General features: G+C 69.9%; 14 protein-coding genes and 1 riboswitch. Of the genes, 8 read left to right on the top strand and 6 right to left on the bottom strand.

Annotation, left to right across the window (positions count from 1 at the left end; genetic code table 11):
- On the top strand, positions 1-2,889 hold the full coding sequence (locus tag EP757_RS31730) for an NACHT domain-containing protein (protein ID WP_160165935.1): 2,889 nt from the start codon (positions 1-3) through the stop codon (positions 2,887-2,889).
- Between the two features lie 79 nt (positions 2,890-2,968).
- Here the strand turns inward: EP757_RS31730 and EP757_RS31725 are convergent, their stop codons facing one another.
- From EP757_RS31725 to mgrA, 4 genes are all read right to left on the bottom strand, one after another.
- Positions 2,969-3,610: a nucleotidyl transferase AbiEii/AbiGii toxin family protein gene (locus EP757_RS31725; protein WP_127552088.1), complete on the bottom strand. Its 642-nt coding sequence runs from the start codon at positions 3,608-3,610 to the stop codon at positions 2,969-2,971.
- Positions 3,607-3,948, bottom strand: a complete 342-nt coding sequence (locus tag EP757_RS31720; protein WP_127552087.1) for a hypothetical protein — start codon at positions 3,946-3,948, stop codon at positions 3,607-3,609. Before EP757_RS31720 ends, EP757_RS31725 begins: the two co-directional genes overlap by 4 nt.
- 128 nt (positions 3,949-4,076) lie before the next feature.
- Positions 4,077-4,733, bottom strand: coding sequence for a DNA polymerase beta superfamily protein (locus EP757_RS31715; protein ID WP_127552086.1), 657 nt, complete (start codon positions 4,731-4,733; stop codon positions 4,077-4,079).
- Positions 4,733-5,728: an L-glyceraldehyde 3-phosphate reductase gene (mgrA, locus tag EP757_RS31710; RefSeq protein ID WP_127552085.1), complete on the bottom strand. Its 996-nt coding sequence runs from the start codon at positions 5,726-5,728 to the stop codon at positions 4,733-4,735. The genes EP757_RS31715 and mgrA overlap by 1 nt, the downstream gene beginning before the upstream one ends.
- Before the next feature lie 60 nt (positions 5,729-5,788).
- Positions 5,789-5,880, top strand: a riboswitch (glycine riboswitch).
- 73 nt (positions 5,881-5,953) lie between these two features.
- On the opposite strand from mgrA, the gene gcvP reads away from it, so the two are divergent.
- The gene (gene gcvP / locus EP757_RS31705) at positions 5,954-8,761 is read left to right on the top strand and encodes an aminomethyl-transferring glycine dehydrogenase (RefSeq protein ID WP_127552084.1); all 2,808 of its coding nucleotides are present in this window, start codon (positions 5,954-5,956) and stop codon (positions 8,759-8,761) included.
- A 106-nt stretch (positions 8,762-8,867) separates the two neighbouring features.
- Here gcvP and EP757_RS31700 read toward each other — a convergent pair whose 3' ends face one another.
- A complete protein-coding gene (locus tag EP757_RS31700) occupies positions 8,868-9,068 on the bottom strand; it encodes a DUF5999 family protein (protein ID WP_127552083.1) in 201 nt (66 codons plus the stop codon).
- Positions 9,069-9,190: 122 nt separating this feature from the next.
- Between EP757_RS31700 and EP757_RS31695 the strand changes: the two genes are divergently transcribed.
- The 6 genes from EP757_RS31695 to EP757_RS31670 all read left to right on the top strand — a co-directional run bounded on the left by EP757_RS31695 (position 9,191) and on the right by EP757_RS31670 (position 15,216).
- Positions 9,191-10,429 carry a chorismate-binding protein gene (locus EP757_RS31695; RefSeq protein ID WP_127554526.1) on the top strand — a complete coding sequence of 413 codons (1,239 nt, stop codon included), beginning with the start codon at positions 9,191-9,193 and terminating at the stop codon, positions 10,427-10,429.
- Positions 10,430-10,578: 149 nt separating this feature from the next.
- Positions 10,579-11,148: a SigE family RNA polymerase sigma factor gene (locus EP757_RS31690; RefSeq protein WP_127552082.1), complete on the top strand. Its 570-nt coding sequence runs from the start codon at positions 10,579-10,581 to the stop codon at positions 11,146-11,148.
- A 10-nt stretch (positions 11,149-11,158) separates the two neighbouring features.
- A complete protein-coding gene (locus tag EP757_RS31685; RefSeq protein ID WP_127552081.1) occupies positions 11,159-11,650 on the top strand; it encodes a peptide deformylase in 492 nt (163 codons plus the stop codon).
- Positions 11,647-12,273, top strand: coding sequence for a bifunctional 2-polyprenyl-6-hydroxyphenol methylase/3-demethylubiquinol 3-O-methyltransferase UbiG (locus EP757_RS31680; protein WP_127552080.1), 627 nt, complete (start codon positions 11,647-11,649; stop codon positions 12,271-12,273). Before EP757_RS31685 ends, EP757_RS31680 begins: the two co-directional genes overlap by 4 nt.
- Before the next feature lie 1,285 nt (positions 12,274-13,558).
- The gene (locus EP757_RS31675) at positions 13,559-14,653 is read left to right on the top strand and encodes a hypothetical protein (RefSeq protein WP_127552079.1); all 1,095 of its coding nucleotides are present in this window, start codon (positions 13,559-13,561) and stop codon (positions 14,651-14,653) included.
- Positions 14,653-15,216 carry a hypothetical protein gene (locus EP757_RS31670; protein WP_127552078.1) on the top strand — a complete coding sequence of 188 codons (564 nt, stop codon included), beginning with the start codon at positions 14,653-14,655 and terminating at the stop codon, positions 15,214-15,216. The genes EP757_RS31675 and EP757_RS31670 overlap by 1 nt, the downstream gene beginning before the upstream one ends.
- Here EP757_RS31670 and EP757_RS31665 read toward each other — a convergent pair.
- A complete protein-coding gene (locus tag EP757_RS31665) occupies positions 15,191-16,057 on the bottom strand; it encodes an oxidoreductase (RefSeq protein WP_127552077.1) in 867 nt (288 codons plus the stop codon). The two genes, EP757_RS31670 and EP757_RS31665, sit on opposite strands and share 26 nt — an antisense overlap.
- Between the last annotated feature and the right edge of the window lie 6 nt (positions 16,058-16,063).

Here is a 16,063-nt window from a genome sequence, read left to right as displayed (position 1 = left end):
GTGAAGACGAGCACCCGGCGCCCACTGTGGATCACCGCGTGTGCCGGGCTGGTGGTCCTGCTCCTCGCATTCGGCAGCTATCTCGTCCACCGCGGACTGGAGGACGCCGATCGGATCGCCAGTGTCGTCGGGGTCTTCCTCAACGTCTTCGCGCTGATCCTCACGGCAGGCGGTGTGTGGCTCGGCTGGAAGGCCGGACGGTCCACGCCGGAGCCGGAACCCGGCGCCCTCGTGAGCAGGCTGGCCGGGGAGATCCGCCGCCAGTTGATCCGCGAGGAGGCCGTGCGGCGCGTGCACGACCCGTTCCCGCTCGCCGTGCGGCTGGACCGGGCGGAGGACTGGCTGCAGGACCACGAGGAGAACGTCGGCGCCGCGCCGGAAGCACTGGACGGCACGCTGGACACGATCATCGAGCTGTACCACCGCGTCCCGTCCGGCCGGGTCGTGGTCCTCGGCCGCGCCGGCGCCGGCAAGTCGGTGCTCGCGATGCGCCTGGTGCTGGGACTGCTGGACGACCGATCCGGCCCGGACGACCCGGTGCCCGTCCTGGTGCCGATGAGCTCGTGGGATCCACGGGAGAAGCCGCTGGACGCCTGGCTGTCCGAGCAGATCCTCGCCACCTATCCGTTCCTCGAACCGCTCGGTGACGGCGCGGCGCTGTTCGAGGACGGCCGGCTGCTGCCGGTGCTGGACGGCTTCGACGAACTGGGCGAGACGACGCGCACCACCGCTCTCAAGATGATCAACTACGCGTTCTCACCCGGCCGCCGGATCATCATGACCAGCCGGGTCGACGAGTACGCGGCGGCGGTCAGCGAGGGCGACGTCCTCACCGGGTCGGTAGCGCTGCGGATGCAGGACCTGGATTTCGCCGAAGTGACCCGGTACCTGCCACTGACCGCCCGCAAGCCGAGCGACCCCGGCGCCGGGGGCAAGTGGCGGGCGACGCTTGCCGGGCTGGCGGCGGACCCGGCCTCGCCGCTGCGGGAGACGCTGTCGACTCCGCTGATGGTGAGCATGGCACGGGCGGCGTACAGCGAGACCGCCGCGGATCCGGGCGAGCTGCTGAACCGGGAGATGTTCCCGGACAGCGAGAGCATCCAGGTTCATCTGCTCGACGGTTTCGTGGCCGCGGCCTACGACCAGCCGTGGCAGCCGGGAGAGCCGCGGGTCGAGGATCCGGGGCGGGCGCTGCGTTTCCTGGCGTCCGAGGTCTACGACCTGTACGGCGACGCGATCAATTGGTGGCACTTCAGCAAGGCCGTGCCCCGGTATGGTGCCGCGGCGATCGGGGGAGTGCTCGGCGCCGCGATCGGGGCGCTCGTCACGTTTCCCCGGGATCGAACATCCTCCCTCTTCGCCGTGGGGTTCCTCGGCGTGACCGGCAGCATCGGTGTGTTGCTCGGCAGCGACACGATCGAGCCGCGCAGAGCCTCCACCAGTGTCCGGTCGGTGCTGCGGTCGACGCTGAGCCACGCCCGCTACGCCATCCCCGTTGCGCTCGGCATCGGCGTCGCCATGGGTGCGGCCACGGCATCGCTTGCGGACTATGCCGTGATGATGCTCATCCTCGGCGCCGGCATGAGTCTGGCGGCGGGCGTCGGAGAGACCCGGTCGCGTTCGGAGTCCGGGCAGACTCCACGAAGTCTGCTGGCGGCCGACCGCCGGGTCGCGGTGCTCGCGATCATTCTGCTGGGAACCGTCTTCTTCCTCAGCCGATGGGACCGGGGGATCGGCGAGGCGACCTTGTTCGGGGCTCTCGGTGCGATACTCGCCGCCATCCTCTACGCATGGCCGGCGTTCGTCGTCGCCCGGATCTGGTTCTTCCTGAGTGGCTCGTTCCCATGGCGCGTGATCGGCTTCCTGGAGCATGCCCACCGGCGAGGAGTCCTCCGCCAGGTCGGTGGCTCCTACCAATTCCGTCACGCCCTGCTGAAGGATCGACTCGTCATGCGGGCGCTGGAGGGTAGGTCACCGCCGAGGTGGGCGGACGTGGTCATCGCGGACCGCCGCCGTCCGGCGTTGTGGTACTGGCTCAAGCTCCCCTTCCTGTACATCAACCGGCTGCTCCTCCCGGAGGGCAAGGCTCAGGCCAACGACGTTCTGGCGATCTGCTGGTCGGATCTGGGCCGGTATTCCAGAGCGGTCATCTGCGCTGAGGCCGCAGCGGCGATCGGCGACCCGGATCTCCGCGAGAACGGCGTTCTGCAAACGAATCTCGGGTTGCGGTACGGCGAGGCCGGACGTCTGGATGACGCCTACGAGACGCTGAAGGCGGTGACCCACGAGCGCTGGCGCAGGTTCGGTACCGGTGACCCACATGCGCTGAGTACCCGCCTCAACTTCGCGGCACTGCTGGTGGATGTGGGGCGGATCGCGGAGGCGGAGCCGATCGTGGACGGCCTGGTGAAGGCGTACACCCGTCTGCTGCCGCCGAGTGATGGTCAAGTGATCAGCGCCCGGTCGGTGGTCCTGCGATGGAGGCTGCTGCGGGGCGACGACGACGCGGAGAGCGCGCTGCGCGAATGGATCGATGCGCTGAGCCGAGACGGGCGACTGGCTTCGATCGGCACGGAGACGGCACTCGCCATGCACTGCGCGCGGACCGGGCGGCTGCCGGAAGCGGAACACCTACTCACCGCACTGATCCGGTCATACCGGCCATGGGCCGGTCGTCCGGCGCGGCTGGAACGGCTCATCCTGCGACTCCAGCGGCTGCGGGTCCGGCAAGAGCTCGGCGAACAGGATCTCCTCGCGGAAGCGGAGCGGATCGCCCGGCGGCTGGATCGGTGGCTGGGGCCCGGGCATCCCGACCCGCGGGCCGCGGCGGCGTTCGCGGCGAGCCTCGTGCCGGCGACGGACGGTGCCGCGCTCGTCGCCGATCGGTGAGGCCCGCCCCGCTCGTGGGGTGGTCGCGGGCGGTGAAGCGTCGGGGCGGTCCTCGCACGGGCGAGTCGGCGTACGAGGATCAGGCTCGTGGCCAATCCGCCAAGCGTGAGCGGAGGTCCTGGATGGCGCCCTGATCAAGCCCGTAGAGGGCGAAGCGGGCGTCGTCCAGGCGATCCAGGTAGCGGCCGGCGTCGGCGATGTCGTCCGGGTCGAGTGCCGGGTCGGCCGCGTGCGCGAGGTGCAGGACGCGGTCGAGGGGGTAGCGTTCCAGGGCGGCCGCGACGTCGATGTAGTCGCGGACCTCGCGACGGTTGACCAGCGCCGCCACCTTCGTCGCGACCAGGTCGTCCAGGTGCATGACCGGGCCGACGTCCATGACCACCGGTGTGCGGTGGCGGTCGAGGCGGCAGAGCGTCAGGCGCAGCGCGCGGTCGCCGGAGGCCACCAGGAACTCCTGGATGTCGGCGTCCATGCCCTCGAACAGTTCGTCGGCCTCCTCGCGGACCACCCGGTAGCCGGCCGTCGTCAGCGCCGAGGTGACCTCGCCGGCCGCCGCCTTCACGCCGCCCGCCGTGTCGGTGAAGAGATCGATGTCCTCGGTGGGGCGCGCCACCAGGCCGTTGACCAGCCAGGCGACGCCGCCGCCGAGGACGAAACCGTGTTTGTCGGCGACCGTGAGGGCGATCCGGGCCACGTCCTGGAAGAAGTCGTCGATGGTCACGCCGGCACGCGGGCGCGCAGACGCGGATGACGGGCCTCCCACGCGGCGCGGACGGCACGCGGGATATTCAGATCGGCCCAGACCTTTTCCAGAGTCGCGCCGTCGAGGAATCGTCGCAGTTCGTCGACGCGAATGGCCTCGCGGAGAACGTTTTCATACATCCACAACAACATCGTGTACTGGCCGAGATCGAACGCGCGCTGCGGGTGCCACCACAGGCGCAGAGGCAGTTCGACCAGGCCGGTCGTGGGCCCGTGCAGCTCGGACAGGGTCCCCGCCACGACGACCGGCCGATGGGGCCGGGCCAGGTGCATCACGGGGGTTGCGCTCGCCGACATGCCATCAGACTAAACACGGCCGGCCCTTTCCAGGCAAACCCCTAGGTTCCTAGGACACTTTAGGGGGTGCTGTTTTTCTTTCGTTTCTTCATTGGTACGAGGGAAAGCACGTGGCGAGACCCGGCCCCTCAGAGGTTTCGTTCGCGGATCTCGCGGAGGACGGCGTCTATCCGGGTGCGGTCGGGTTCCCCGGGCAGGGGAGTGGTGGTTCGCGCGTCGTCGAGATCGGTCAGCAGCTCGGCGGACCAGGCGGCCACCTCGGGCCAGGGCACGTCGCCCCGCTTGATCGCCAGGAGGCGGTCGCGGAGCGGGGTCACGTCGACCAGGACCTCGCCGGTGCGCAGGACGTGGGCGCCCGCGATCAGCAGGCGGATCATGTGCATGGCCTGCTTGTGGTTCGTCACGCCGGTGCGGGCCCGCCGGGAGTCGACCTTCTTGAGCTGGTCGCGGGCATAGTTGCCGTACGTCTCGTGGACCCGCCGGGAGAGGAACGCCTGCCGGGCGTCCCGCAGGAGCGCGCCGTCCGGGGTGATCGTCTCGACGAGTGGCGTCCAGAGGACTTCGAGGACCGTCGGGTTGGCCTGCAGGCCGAGGACGCAGAACCGCTCGGCCTCCCAGTTGAACTGCTCGTCGAGCGGGCCGTCGAAGTGGGCCGGCGGTTTGTCCAGGGACCAGAAGGCGCGGGTCGGCGGGACGAAGACGCCCCGCCGGTCGTGGTCGGACTCCGGACCGGCGAGTCCGTAGGCCCGGGAGCCGACCACGACCGACAGTGACAGGTCGTACATCAGGCGTCGAGGACCGTGCCGTCGATGTCGTCCAGTTCCTCGCGGGTGAGCTCCGGGCCGCCGAGGGCCGCGATGTTGTTCTCCAGCTGGCCGACGCTGGACGCGCCGATGATCAGGCTGGTCATCCGCGGGTCGCGCAGCGCCCAGGAGAGGGCGAGCTGGGCGAGGGACTGGCCGCGGCGCTTCGCGATGTCGTCGAGCGCGTGCAGCCGGGTCATGGTCTTGGCGTCGAGGGCGCTCTCGTCGAGGAACACGCTGGTGCGGATCCGCGAGTCGTCCGGGATGCCGCCGAGGTAGCGGTCGGTGAGCAGGCCCTGCTGCAGGGGGCTGAAGGCGATGCAGCCGGCGCCGGCCTCCTCCAGGGTGTCGAGCAGGTTGTCGTGCTCGATCCAGCGGTTGAGGATCGAGTACGACGGCTGGTGGATCAGTAGCGGCGTTCCGAGATCGCGGAGGATCCGTGCGATTTCAGCGGCCTGAGCCGATTTATAGTTGGAAATGCCGACATAGAGTGCTTTACCGGCACGGACGATCGCGTCCAGCGCCGCCGCGGTCTCGTACAGCGGCGTCGACGGGTCGGGACGGTGGTGGTAGAAGACGTCGACGTAGTCCAGCCCCATCCGCTTCAGGGACTGGTCCAGCGACGACACCAGGTACTTCCGCGATCCCCAGTCGCCGTAGGGGCCGTCCCACATGGTGTAGCCCGCCTTCGTCGAGATGACGAGCTCGTCTCGGAAGGCCTTCAAATCGCCGGCGAGCAGCCGGCCGAAGTTCGACTCGGCGCTGCCGGGCGGCGGCCCGTAGTTGTTCGCCAGGTCGAAGTGGGTCACGCCGAGGTCGAACGCGCGGCGGACGATCGCGCGCTGCGTGTCCAGGGCGCGGGTGTCGCCGAAGTTGTGCCAGAGGCCGAGGGAGATGGCGGGGAGCATCAGGCCGCTGCGACCGGCACGCCGGTAGGTCATCGCGTCGTAGCGGGCGGAATCAGGGGTGTACGTCACACACCACACCCTAGGACTGTGATCCAACCGGGTGTGCGCTGGTAGGTTGGTCGTGCCGGCAACACCTGTGCGGAAGAGACCGTCCTCGCGACGGCGCCGAAGGGGCAAACCCTCCCCGGAAAACTCTCAGGCAGAAGGACCGCGTGGGCAGGCGCTCTGAAGTACCCGTCTGGGTATGACAGAGGGGGAGGTTGCGTGTCGACCTTCTCAGCCTTGGAGTCGCCCATGACGTCACCGTTCGTTCCCCGTCACATCGGTCCGGGTTCCGACGAGCAGACCCACATGCTCAAGGCGGTCGGCTACCACTCGCTCGACGAGCTGATGGACGCCGCGATCCCGGAGTCGATCCGTTTCCACGGTGAGCTCGACCTGCCGGCCGGTCTCTCCGAGGAGGAGACGATCGCCGAGCTGGGCGCGATCGCGGACCGCAACACGGTCGCCACCCCGATGATCGGCCTCGGTTACTACGGCACGCACACCCCCGCGGTGATCAAGCGGAACGTGCTGGAGAACCCGGCGTGGTACACGGCGTACACCCCGTACCAGCCGGAGATCAGCCAGGGGCGTCTCGAGGCGCTGCTGAACTTCCAGACCATGGTCACCGACCTGACCGGTCTCACCACGGCGAACGCGTCGATGCTCGACGAGGCGACGGCGGTCGCCGAGGCGATGACGCTCGCCCGCCGTGCTTCCAAGGTCAAGAGCCCCGTCTACGCCGTGGACGCGGACACGCTGCCGCAGACGCTGGCGGTGCTGCGGACCCGGGCCGAGCCGCTGGGCATCGAGATCGCTCTCGTGGATCTTGGAGAGGGCGACCTGCCGGCCGAGTTCTTCGGACTCCACCTGCAGTACCCCGGCGCGTCCGGCGCGGTCCGCGACCACGCCGCGCTCGTCGAGCGGGCACACGCCCAGGGCGCTCTCGTCACCGTCGCCGCCGACCTGCTCGCGCTGACCCTGCTGCGCGCCCCGGGTGAGATCGGCGCGGACATCGCGGCCGGCACCACCCAGCGTTTCGGTGTGCCGCTCGGCTTCGGCGGCCCGCATGCCGGATACCTCGCGGTGCGTGCCGGGCTGGAGCGCTCGCTGCCCGGCCGTCTCGTCGGCGTGTCGAAGGACGCGGACGGGGCTCCGGCGTACCGGCTGGCGCTGCAGACCCGCGAGCAGCACATCCGCCGGGAGAAGGCGACCAGCAACATCTGCACGGCCCAGGTGCTACTCGCCGTGATGGCGAGCATGTACGCGGTCTACCACGGTCCGCGGGGCCTGCGGGCGATCGCTGAGCGCACCCACGACCACGCGCTCACCATCGCCGGCAGCCTGACCGCCGCCGGGATCGAGATCGCCCACCACGCGTTCTTCGACACCGTCACGGCGATCGTCCCGGGCCGAGCTTCCACGATCGTTTCGGCTGCCGCCGAGCGGGGCGTGGACCTGCGCCTGGTCGACGCCGACCGCGTATCGATCTCCACGGACGAGACCACCACGGCCGCCCATGTGGCGACGGTGCTGGAGGCGTTCGGCGCCTCGGTGACCGCGCCGGCCGAGTGCGGTGCGAAGCCCCTGGCCCGCACCACCGGCTACCTCACCCACCCGGTCTTCAACACCCACCACTCCGAGACCGCCATGCTGCGTTACCTGCGCAGATTGTCGGATAAGGACTACGCGCTGGACCGCGGCATGATCCCGCTCGGCTCCTGCACGATGAAGCTGAACGCCACCACCGAGATGGAGGCGGTCACCTGGCCGGAGTTCGCGAACATCCACCCGTTCGCGCCGGCCAACCAGGTCGCCGGGTACGAGGCCCTGGTCGCGCAGCTGGAGTCGTGGCTCGCCGAGATCACCGGCTACGACGCCGTCAGCGTGCAGCCGAACGCCGGCTCGCAGGGTGAGCTGGCCGGCCTGCTGGCGATCCGCGGCTACCACCGCTCGCGGGGCGAGACCCACCGCGACGTCTGCCTGATCCCGTCGAGCGCGCACGGCACCAACGCGGCCAGCGCGGTGATGGCCGGCATGCGGGTCGTCGTGGTGGCCTGCGACGCCGACGGCAACGTCGACATGGACGACCTGGCCGCGAAGATCGAGAAGCACCGGGACAACCTTTCGGCGATCATGGTGACCTACCCGTCGACGCACGGCGTCTACGAGACCCGGATCGCCGAGCTCTGCGCGGCGGTGCACGAGGCCGGCGGTCAGGTCTACGTCGACGGCGCGAACCTCAACGCGCTCGTCGGCTTCGCCAAGCCCGGCAAGTTCGGCGCGGACGTCTCGCACCTGAACCTGCACAAGACGTTCTGCATCCCGCACGGCGGCGGCGGTCCCGGCGTCGGCCCGGTCGCGGTCCGCGCCCACCTCGCCGACTTCCTCCCGGGCAACCCCCTGGAGGAGGGCGATCACCACGCCGTCTCGGCGGCCGCGCACGGCAGCGCCGGCATCCTGCCGATCTCGTGGGCGTACGTGCGGATGATGGGCCCGGACGGCCTGGCCGCGGCCACCGCGTCGGCGGTCCTGGCGGCGAACTACACGGCGGTGCGGCTGCGCGAGCACTTCCCGGTGCTCTACGCCGGCGACAACGGCCTGGTCGCGCACGAGTGCATCCTCGACCTGCGGCCGATCACCAAGGCCACCGGGGTCAGCGTCGACGACGTCGCGAAGCGGCTGATCGACTACGGCTTCCACGCGCCGACCATGTCGTTCCCGGTCGCCGGCACCCTCATGGTGGAGCCGACCGAGAGCGAGGACCTCGCCGAGCTCGACCGGTTCATCGCGGCCATGATCTCGATCAAGGGTGAGATCGACCAGGTCGCGGCGGGCGTCTGGCCGGCCGGTGACAACCCTCTGGCGAACGCTCCGCACACCGCGTCGGCGGTCTCCGCCGACGAGTGGGGTCACGCCTACCCGCGGTCGGTCGCGGCCTTCCCGGCCGGGGTCGACCGGGCTGCCAAGTACTGGCCGCCGGTCCGCCGCATCGACGGCGCGTTCGGCGACCGGAACCTGGTCTGCTCGTGCCCGTCGCCGGAGGCGTTCGAGGACTGAGCCAGGTCTGGCTTGTCGCTTGCGCAGGTCGCGGTCCTCATCCGGGGATCGCGGCCTGCGCCGTCTTCAGATGGTTACGCTGAGTTGCCGTCTTCGGGGTGGAGACTCAGGCGGCCAGGGCGTGCACGGCCGGGCCGCGGTGCGGTTCGATCATCGTGCCGTCAGGGAGGATCTCGCCGGTGTCCTCGAAGATGATGACCCCGTTGCAGAGCAGGCTCCAGCCCTGCTCGCAGAAGGTCACGATGACCTTGGCGGCCTCACGGTCCGTCGCGTCGGCTGATGGGCAAGGGTTCGTGTGCTGGCACATCTCGGTCGTTCTCCGTTTGGGGGCTGTGTGAAGGTTCACAAAGTCGGTGTCGGACGTTACCTCACATGGAACGACGGCGGTTCAACCCGGTGACGCCGATTCCCGCAGAGTCCGCGTCTCCGATGGTCCACGGGACGGGACCTGTTGACCACTGTTCGTCGACTCCCTTCGGGGCTCCTCCGGCGGCGCCGGGCGCCTGCCAAGCCCGTCACCATGCGTTACGTGCCTTCCGGTGGCATCGGGGTGATCCCGGTGACCCTGCCGAGCTTCTGTCCGCCTTCCTGGCCGACAACGGACTGCCGGTGCGAAACCTTGGCCGAACGGATGACAAAAAGAAGACGTTCGGCGATAGCACCATTTGCGGAGCAGCACTCTACGTATCGGCGGATGCCGGATGCGTGATGGCCGGGGCGGCTCTCGGGGCACCTTCTCCGGTGCCCGGTATTCCCGATGTTTATGCAGTCATCTACGAACATTTCTCGAAAAACCGCCCTTTTGGTACGCCGCCTCTCCTGCTCTCTCCGGCATCCCACCGGCTCCAGAGCGGCCTGGCATGGGAGTTGGGGGAGTGGCACGACTCGTGGACCCGCGAGCAGCACGCTGATGCCGTCTCCAGGGTTCGCGCCGCGATCGGCCGGGGCGACGTCTACCAGGTCAACGTCGTAGGCCACGCCTCCGCTGCCTACCGGGGCGACCCCGCGGCCGCGCTGCGTCGCGTGGCCGGACTGCCGGGCGCCCGCTACGGCGGCGTCCTGGCCGGCGACGGCTGGGCCCTCGCCACCGCCTCCCCGGAGACCCTCGTCGAGGTGCGCGGCGGCCGGGTCGTCACCCGCCCGATCAAGGGGACCCGCCCCGCGACAGCCGACGGCCTGCGTGAACTGCTGGCGTCGCCGAAGGAGCGCGCCGAACACGTCATGATCGTCGACTTGGAGCGCAACGATCTCGCCCGTCTCCCGGGGACGGGCCCGGTCGCCGTGGACGAACTCTTCGCCGTACGCCGATGGTGTCATCTCTGGCAGGCGGAATCCGTGGTGAGCGCGCCGCTCGACGGCGACGTCGGCCTCGCGGAGCTGCTGCGGGCCGTCTGCCCCGGTGGGAGTGTCACCGGCGCCCCCAAACTGGCCGCCCTGGCACAGATCGCCGCCTTGGAGCCGGTCGGCCGCGGCGTGAGCATGGGCGCGCTGGGCTGGATCGGTCACGACCACCTGGATCTCGGCCTGAGCATCCGGACCGTCGCGGTCGACGGCGCCCGCGTGCACGCCTGGGCCGGCGGCGGGATCACGGCGGACAGCGACCCGATCGCCGAGGTCGACGAGGCCGCCGCGAAGGCTGGTCCCCTCCGGTCGGCGCTGAAGTCATAGCCCCTTCATAGGCTGCTCCGAGCCGTCTCTACCGGTTACGTGCCACTGTCGGCGTCTGCCCCCGGAACGGGGGTGCGAGCGCGTAGTTTCACCTCGCGCGCTACCCACAAGATCCACAGTGGCATTCTCCGTGCCCGAGAGGCGACACCATGCTTGAGCTGCTCGAGAAGCCGGCAGTCCGGCGGACTGTCCGGTCCGGGATCCGGATCCGGATGATCCCGCCGGCGGCCACCAGGCGTGCCGAGTTCGAGCGGTTCGCGCACACCGTCGTGACCCGGTTGCACGGCAGCGCGTACCAGCTCTGCCACGACTGGCACCTCGCCCAGGACCTCACGCAGACGACGCTCACCAAGTTGTTCCAGAGCTGGGACCGGGTCAGCGACAGCGACAACCTTCCCGCGTACGCCCAGCGCATCCTGTTCCGCGTCTACCTCGATCACCGGCGCCGCCGCAGCTCCACCGAGGCGCTGCTGCCGCCGTTGCGGGAACCGGCCTACGAGATGAGCCCGGACCTGCGGCTCGACCTGCTCGGCGCGCTGTCCCGGCTGCCCGCCCGGGACCGGGCCATCGTGACCCTGCGGTACTTCGCCGACCACAGCGTCGAGCAGGTCGCCGAGGAACTCGGCGTGCCCGTCCAGGTGGTGAAGAGCCAGACCCGCCGCTCGCTGATCAAACTGCGCCACATGCTCGGCGGCGACCGGCCCGCACTGTTCGCGTAGATTCCGAGTCATGACAGTTCGGCCCATCCGCATCTTCGGCGACCCGGTCCTGCGTACCGAAGCCGACCCCGTCACCGACTTCGACGCCTCGCTGCGTGAGCTCGTCAAGGACCTGGAGGACACGGTCCGCGAGCCCGGCCGGGCGGGGGTGGCCGGTCCGCAGATCGGGGTGAGCCTGCGGGTCTTCTCGTACAACGTGGGCGGCGTCGTCGGGCACATGGTCAACCCGGTCCTCAGCGACTTCTCGGGCACCCAGGACGACGAGGAGGAGGGCTGCCTGTCGCTGCCCGGCCTCGGCTACGTGACCCCGCGAGCCTATGCGGTCACCGCGACCGGTTTCGACCAGCACGGCGAACCTCTCGTCATCAAGGGCGAAGGGTTCCTCGCGCGGGCCCTGCAGCACGAGACCGACCACTTGGACGGCCGCCTCTACATCGACACCCTCGTCGGCGACGTCCGCCGCCAGGCCCTGCGCGAGCTGCGGCGGGTGGTCCCGAGATGACCGGTTTCCTGGGCAGGCTGGCCGCCGACCACGTGCGCGCGGGTGACCCGACCGGCTGGTTCGAGCCGCTCTACGCCTCCGGCGCCACGGTCCCCTGGGACGTCCCGCAGGCGAGCGCCCACCTGCGCGCCCACCCGCTGCCCCCGGGCGACGGCCGCCGCGCACTGGTGGTCGGCTGCGGCCCGGGCCGCGACGCCGAGCACATCGCCGCGGCCGGCTATGCGACGACCGCTTTCGACATCTCTCCCACAGCGATCGACCTGGCCCGTTCCCGGCACCCGTCCACCGCCGTCGACTACGTGGTGGCCGATCTGCTCGCCCCGCCGCCGGAGTGGCACCAGGCCTTCGACCTCGTCCTGGAGAGCAACAACATCCAGGCCCTGCCCCGCCCGATCCGAGCGGCGGCGATAGCGGCGGTCGGCTCGTTCGTAGCCCCGGGCGGCACCCTCCTGGTCCTGGCGGCAGCATCAGTGACCGGCGACCCCGAGGGCCCACCGTGGCCCTTGACCAGCGCAGAGATGGCGAGCTTCGCGGTCGATGGCCTCCGCTTGCTGTCCCTGACCCAGACCGCCGCCCCGGATTCCCGCCTGAACACCCGCTGGAAAGCCACCCTGACCCGCTGACCCGCCGGCCTCTCCAGCGACGTGGAAGTGCTGCTGGTCCACGGCTTCCGAGATCTCGGTGCCCTCCCTGTTCCACCCTTCCCTCGCCGTAGCGGGATCGTGGAGCGGGGTGGGGCCTTCTCGTCCGGCGCACGTCCTCGCGTGCTGTCCGCTCGCGTGCTGTCCGCTCGCGTGCTGTCCGCTCGCGTGCTGTCCGCTCCCGCCCTGTCCGCTCCCGCGCTGCCCGTTCCCGCCCTGTCCGCTCCCGCGATCTTGGAGCGCGGCGGGGCCTTCCTACTCGGCGCGCGTCCTCGCGTGCTGCACGCTCCCGCGATCGTGGAGTGCGGTCGCCCGAGCTCTATGTGCTTCGAGATCGCCGGCCTCGGGACTGTGGAGCACGGCGGCCCCGAACGTCCGTAGCCTGATCGTCTTCCCTCGCTGTCTCGGGCGGCGGCCCCGAACTTCCGTCGCCCGCTCGTCGTCCCTCGCGATCTTGGAAGGTGCTGGCGTGATGGGTCTCCGTCGCTGTTCGGTCGTCGAAGAGCGGGGACTGGTCACTCTCTGCTTCGGCACCGGCGGATTGGTGGACGATGGTGGGGCCTGGAGCACCGACAACTTTCCACCAAGCGGCGATGGTCCAAGATCCCTGTCACCCTTCGCTGTCACGGGGCGGGACGGGGCGGGACGGGGCGGGGCGGGACGGGGCGGGACGAGGGACGGTAGCACTCCGGTTCGCGGTCGGCTCCGGCGTGGCGGAGTCCTAGGGCCAGGCGCGTCCCGGTGGACAAGATGATCGTGCGTGCTCATCCGGGCCTTCGTCGAGCGGGTCGCGGCCCTCCGGAACGGCGCGATCAAGGTGCCGCGGTCAGCATGCTGCCGGAGTGGCTGTTGCGGGGGCCCAGGCGCGCAGGGGCAGCGGGAGTTCTCGCGGCGGCAGCGGGAGTTCTCCCGGCGGGCGAACGCGAAAATCCCTACCGCTGGCGACAGCCGGAACCACTCGCTGATCACGACCCGGCAAGGCGCCGTTGCGGGTCGCGGTGAGTTCCGGCAGTCGATCCCTTTGCGGGTCGATGAGCTGCGGCAGTCGATCCCCTTACTGAGGTCGCGTCCTCGGCCTGACGAATAGTGATGGCGCCTTCGACCTAGATTCCTAGGATGCCTTAGCGGGTGTGTGCGGGCGGGACCTTTGTAGACGGCAACGAGCGGTCGTTTGCGCAGGGCGATGCGGGTGGAGGGATATTGGGGCGCGGTGGATTGATTGAGGCCACTACAGTGTGCGCGGCAAACATCGAACGGGGAGTTTTCCTTGCGCGTCACGCGTCTCATCGCCGGTGCACTCGCCGGTCTCACCACCCTCACGGTCATCGCCGGTTGCGCCGGGGAGCAGCTGCAGGCCCTGGAGCCGAAGCTGGAACTGCGCAACGCTGCCAAGCAGCTCGGCGAGGCGAAGCAGGCCGGCTTCACGATCAAGATCAATGGCAGTGCGGACGACCTCGTCGCCGCGGCGAAGCTGGACGCCGGCAAGTCGGGTGATCCGGCTGACGAGATCACCGACGAGGACGCGAAGGTGCTGCGTCAGCTGTTCAACTCGTCGTTCACGATCGCCTACGACCAGGCGGGCGACGGCGTGGCCGACGACCGCGGGTCGATCAGCGCGACGGTCGACGGCGTCACGGGCACCGAGGTGCGGTACGTCGACAAGACCATCTTCATCAAGGCGCCGATCGCCGAGCTGGCCACCAAGTTCGGCGCCAGCGCGGACGAGGTCAAGACGCTCAGCGACCAGGCAGTCGGTTCGCTCGGTGGGCTCGACGCGTTCTTCGACGGCAAGTGGGTCTCGATCGACAGCTCGAAGCTCGGTGACCTGGCCGAGACCGGCGCCGGTGTCCCGGCCAAGGACGTCGAGGAGCAGAAGCTCGCCGACGAGCTCTCCGCCAGCGCGGAGAACCTCCTTGAGGGCGCGTCGATCGTCCGCGACGAGAACGACGACACGCACCTGGTCGTCACGTCGTCGACCGCGAAGGCCTACGCCGAGGTGCAGCGCCTCGCCAAGGCCGTCGACCCGACGATCGCCGAGACCCTCACGTCGGAGCCCGCGCCGGCCGACAAGCCGATCGTGCTCGACCTCTGGGTCAAGGATGGCAAGCTGACCGCTGCCGAGATCAACCTGCTGCAGTTCGTCGACGGCGCCACCGGCCGGGTCGCGCTGCGCCTCGAGGTGACCACCGGCGCGGCGATCGACGCCCCGCAGGACGCCACGAAGATCGACGTTGACGCGTTCCTCAACTCGATGAAGTCGCCCGCGGGCGCCGACACGAGCGCGAACGCCGACCTCAGCGAGCAGGACCTCAAGGAACTCGAAGAGCTGCTCGGCGAGGTCACCCCAGCGGCCACCTCCTGATGAGTTCGACGGACACGCGGACCGGGGCAGCCGACCCGGTCCGCGTTCTGCTTCTCGCGCTCGCGGGCGTGGCCACCGCCGTCGGCGCGCTGCGTGACCTGCCGGCCCTCGCGGTGCTCGGCGGGCTGGCCGGCATGCTGCTGCTCGCCTTGGCCCCGCAGCTGCGAGGACGACGGCTGCCGCGTGCCGGGCTGGCGCTGCTCGCGGTGGTACTCATAGCCTCCTACTTCCCGACGCTCGGCGACGACGGCCTGATGGAACAGTTCGTCCGCAGCGTGGTGGTGGCGGTGTGCGCGACAGCGGCCTGCGCCCTGCTGTTCTACGGCACCGGCCCGGGTGGCGGGACCGCGCTCGGCGGGCTGCTGATGGCGCTCGTCGTCTACGGCGCGGTCATGACCGCGGTGGACCACTGGCAGCTCATGCAGGAGCTGGGCGAATACATGTCGAACACGGTCGAGAACGAAGGCGCCGACTTCGGGGCTCTTCATCTTCTGGCAGCTGCCGCCCTCCTCGTCGTCGGTGCTCGCCGGGCGCCGATCACGCGAGCGCGTCCAGCTGTTTGACGGCCGCCCCATCCAACGCGAGCGCGGCTCCGGCGATGTTCTCCCGCAGGTGGGCGACGTTCGACGTACCAGGAATGAGCAGGATGTTCGGTGAGCGCTGGAGCAGCCAGGCCAGCGCCACCGCCATCCGTGTGGCGCCGAGCCGGTCCGCCACCTCGGTGAGCGTGTCGGATTGCAACGGCGAGAAGCCGCCGAGCGGGAAATAGGGCACATACGCGATCCCCTGCGCGGCCAGGTCGTCGATCAGCTGGTCGTCGCCGCGGTTCGCCAGGTTGTAGAAGTTCTGCACGCACACCACGGGCGCGATGGCCTGCGCCTCGGCGATCTGCTCGGCGTTGACAGTGGACAGGCCGAGGTGCCGGATCAGCCCTTGCTCGCGCAGCTCGGCCAGCGCTCCGAACGCCTCGGCGATCGAGCCCGGCTCCGCCTCCTGCAGGCCGCCCATCCGCAGGTTGACCACGTCGAGCGTGTCGAGCCCGAGACGCCGCAGATTGTCGTGCACCTGCGCGCGCAGCTCGTCCGGTGTCCGCGCCTGGGGCCACCCGCCCTGCTCGTCGCGGCGGGCGCCCACCTTCGTCACCAAGTGCAGATCTTGGGGGTACGGGTGGAGCGCCTCGCGAATGATCTCATTCGTCACATGGGGGCCGTAATAGTCCGAGGTGTCGATGTGGTTGATGCCGAGGGCGACGGCGGTGCGCAACACCTCGACCGCGCCGGGACGGTCCCGCGGTGGCCCGAACACGTGCGGGCCGGCGAGCTGCATGGCGCCGTAACCGAATCGGGTCACCTCGAAGTCGCCGAGCCGGTAGGTGCCGCCGGGAAGTGTCGTCGTCTGTGTCATGCCTCC

Source organism: Actinoplanes sp. OR16, from assembly GCF_004001265.1.
Classification (GTDB): Bacteria; Actinomycetota; Actinomycetes; order Mycobacteriales; family Micromonosporaceae; genus Actinoplanes.
The sequence above is the reverse complement of the archived record's forward strand: the minus strand, read 5'-3'. Positions and strand labels throughout refer to the sequence as shown.

What these genes read in the sequence shown, in the direction of transcription:
- EP757_RS31720 (WP_127552087.1), bottom strand. Translation starts at nt 3,948, where the DNA reads ATGTCGGCGAGCGCAACCCCCGTGATGCACCTGGCCCGGCCCCATCGG.
- EP757_RS31715 (WP_127552086.1), bottom strand. Translation starts at nt 4,733, where the DNA reads ATGTACGACCTGTCACTGTCGGTCGTGGTCGGCTCCCGGGCCTACGGA.
- gcvP (WP_127552084.1), top strand. Translation starts at nt 5,954, where the DNA reads ATGACGTCACCGTTCGTTCCCCGTCACATCGGTCCGGGTTCCGACGAG.
- EP757_RS31700 (WP_127552083.1), bottom strand. Translation starts at nt 9,068, where the DNA reads ATGTGCCAGCACACGAACCCTTGCCCATCAGCCGACGCGACGGACCGT.
- EP757_RS31695 (WP_127554526.1), top strand. Translation starts at nt 9,191, where the DNA reads ATGGTCCACGGGACGGGACCTGTTGACCACTGTTCGTCGACTCCCTTC.
- EP757_RS31690 (WP_127552082.1), top strand. Translation starts at nt 10,579, where the DNA reads ATGCTTGAGCTGCTCGAGAAGCCGGCAGTCCGGCGGACTGTCCGGTCC.
- EP757_RS31685 (WP_127552081.1), top strand. Translation starts at nt 11,159, where the DNA reads ATGACAGTTCGGCCCATCCGCATCTTCGGCGACCCGGTCCTGCGTACC.
- EP757_RS31680 (WP_127552080.1), top strand. Translation starts at nt 11,647, where the DNA reads ATGACCGGTTTCCTGGGCAGGCTGGCCGCCGACCACGTGCGCGCGGGT.
- EP757_RS31670 (WP_127552078.1), top strand. Translation starts at nt 14,653, where the DNA reads ATGAGTTCGACGGACACGCGGACCGGGGCAGCCGACCCGGTCCGCGTT.
- EP757_RS31665 (WP_127552077.1), bottom strand. Translation starts at nt 16,057, where the DNA reads ATGACACAGACGACGACACTTCCCGGCGGCACCTACCGGCTCGGCGAC.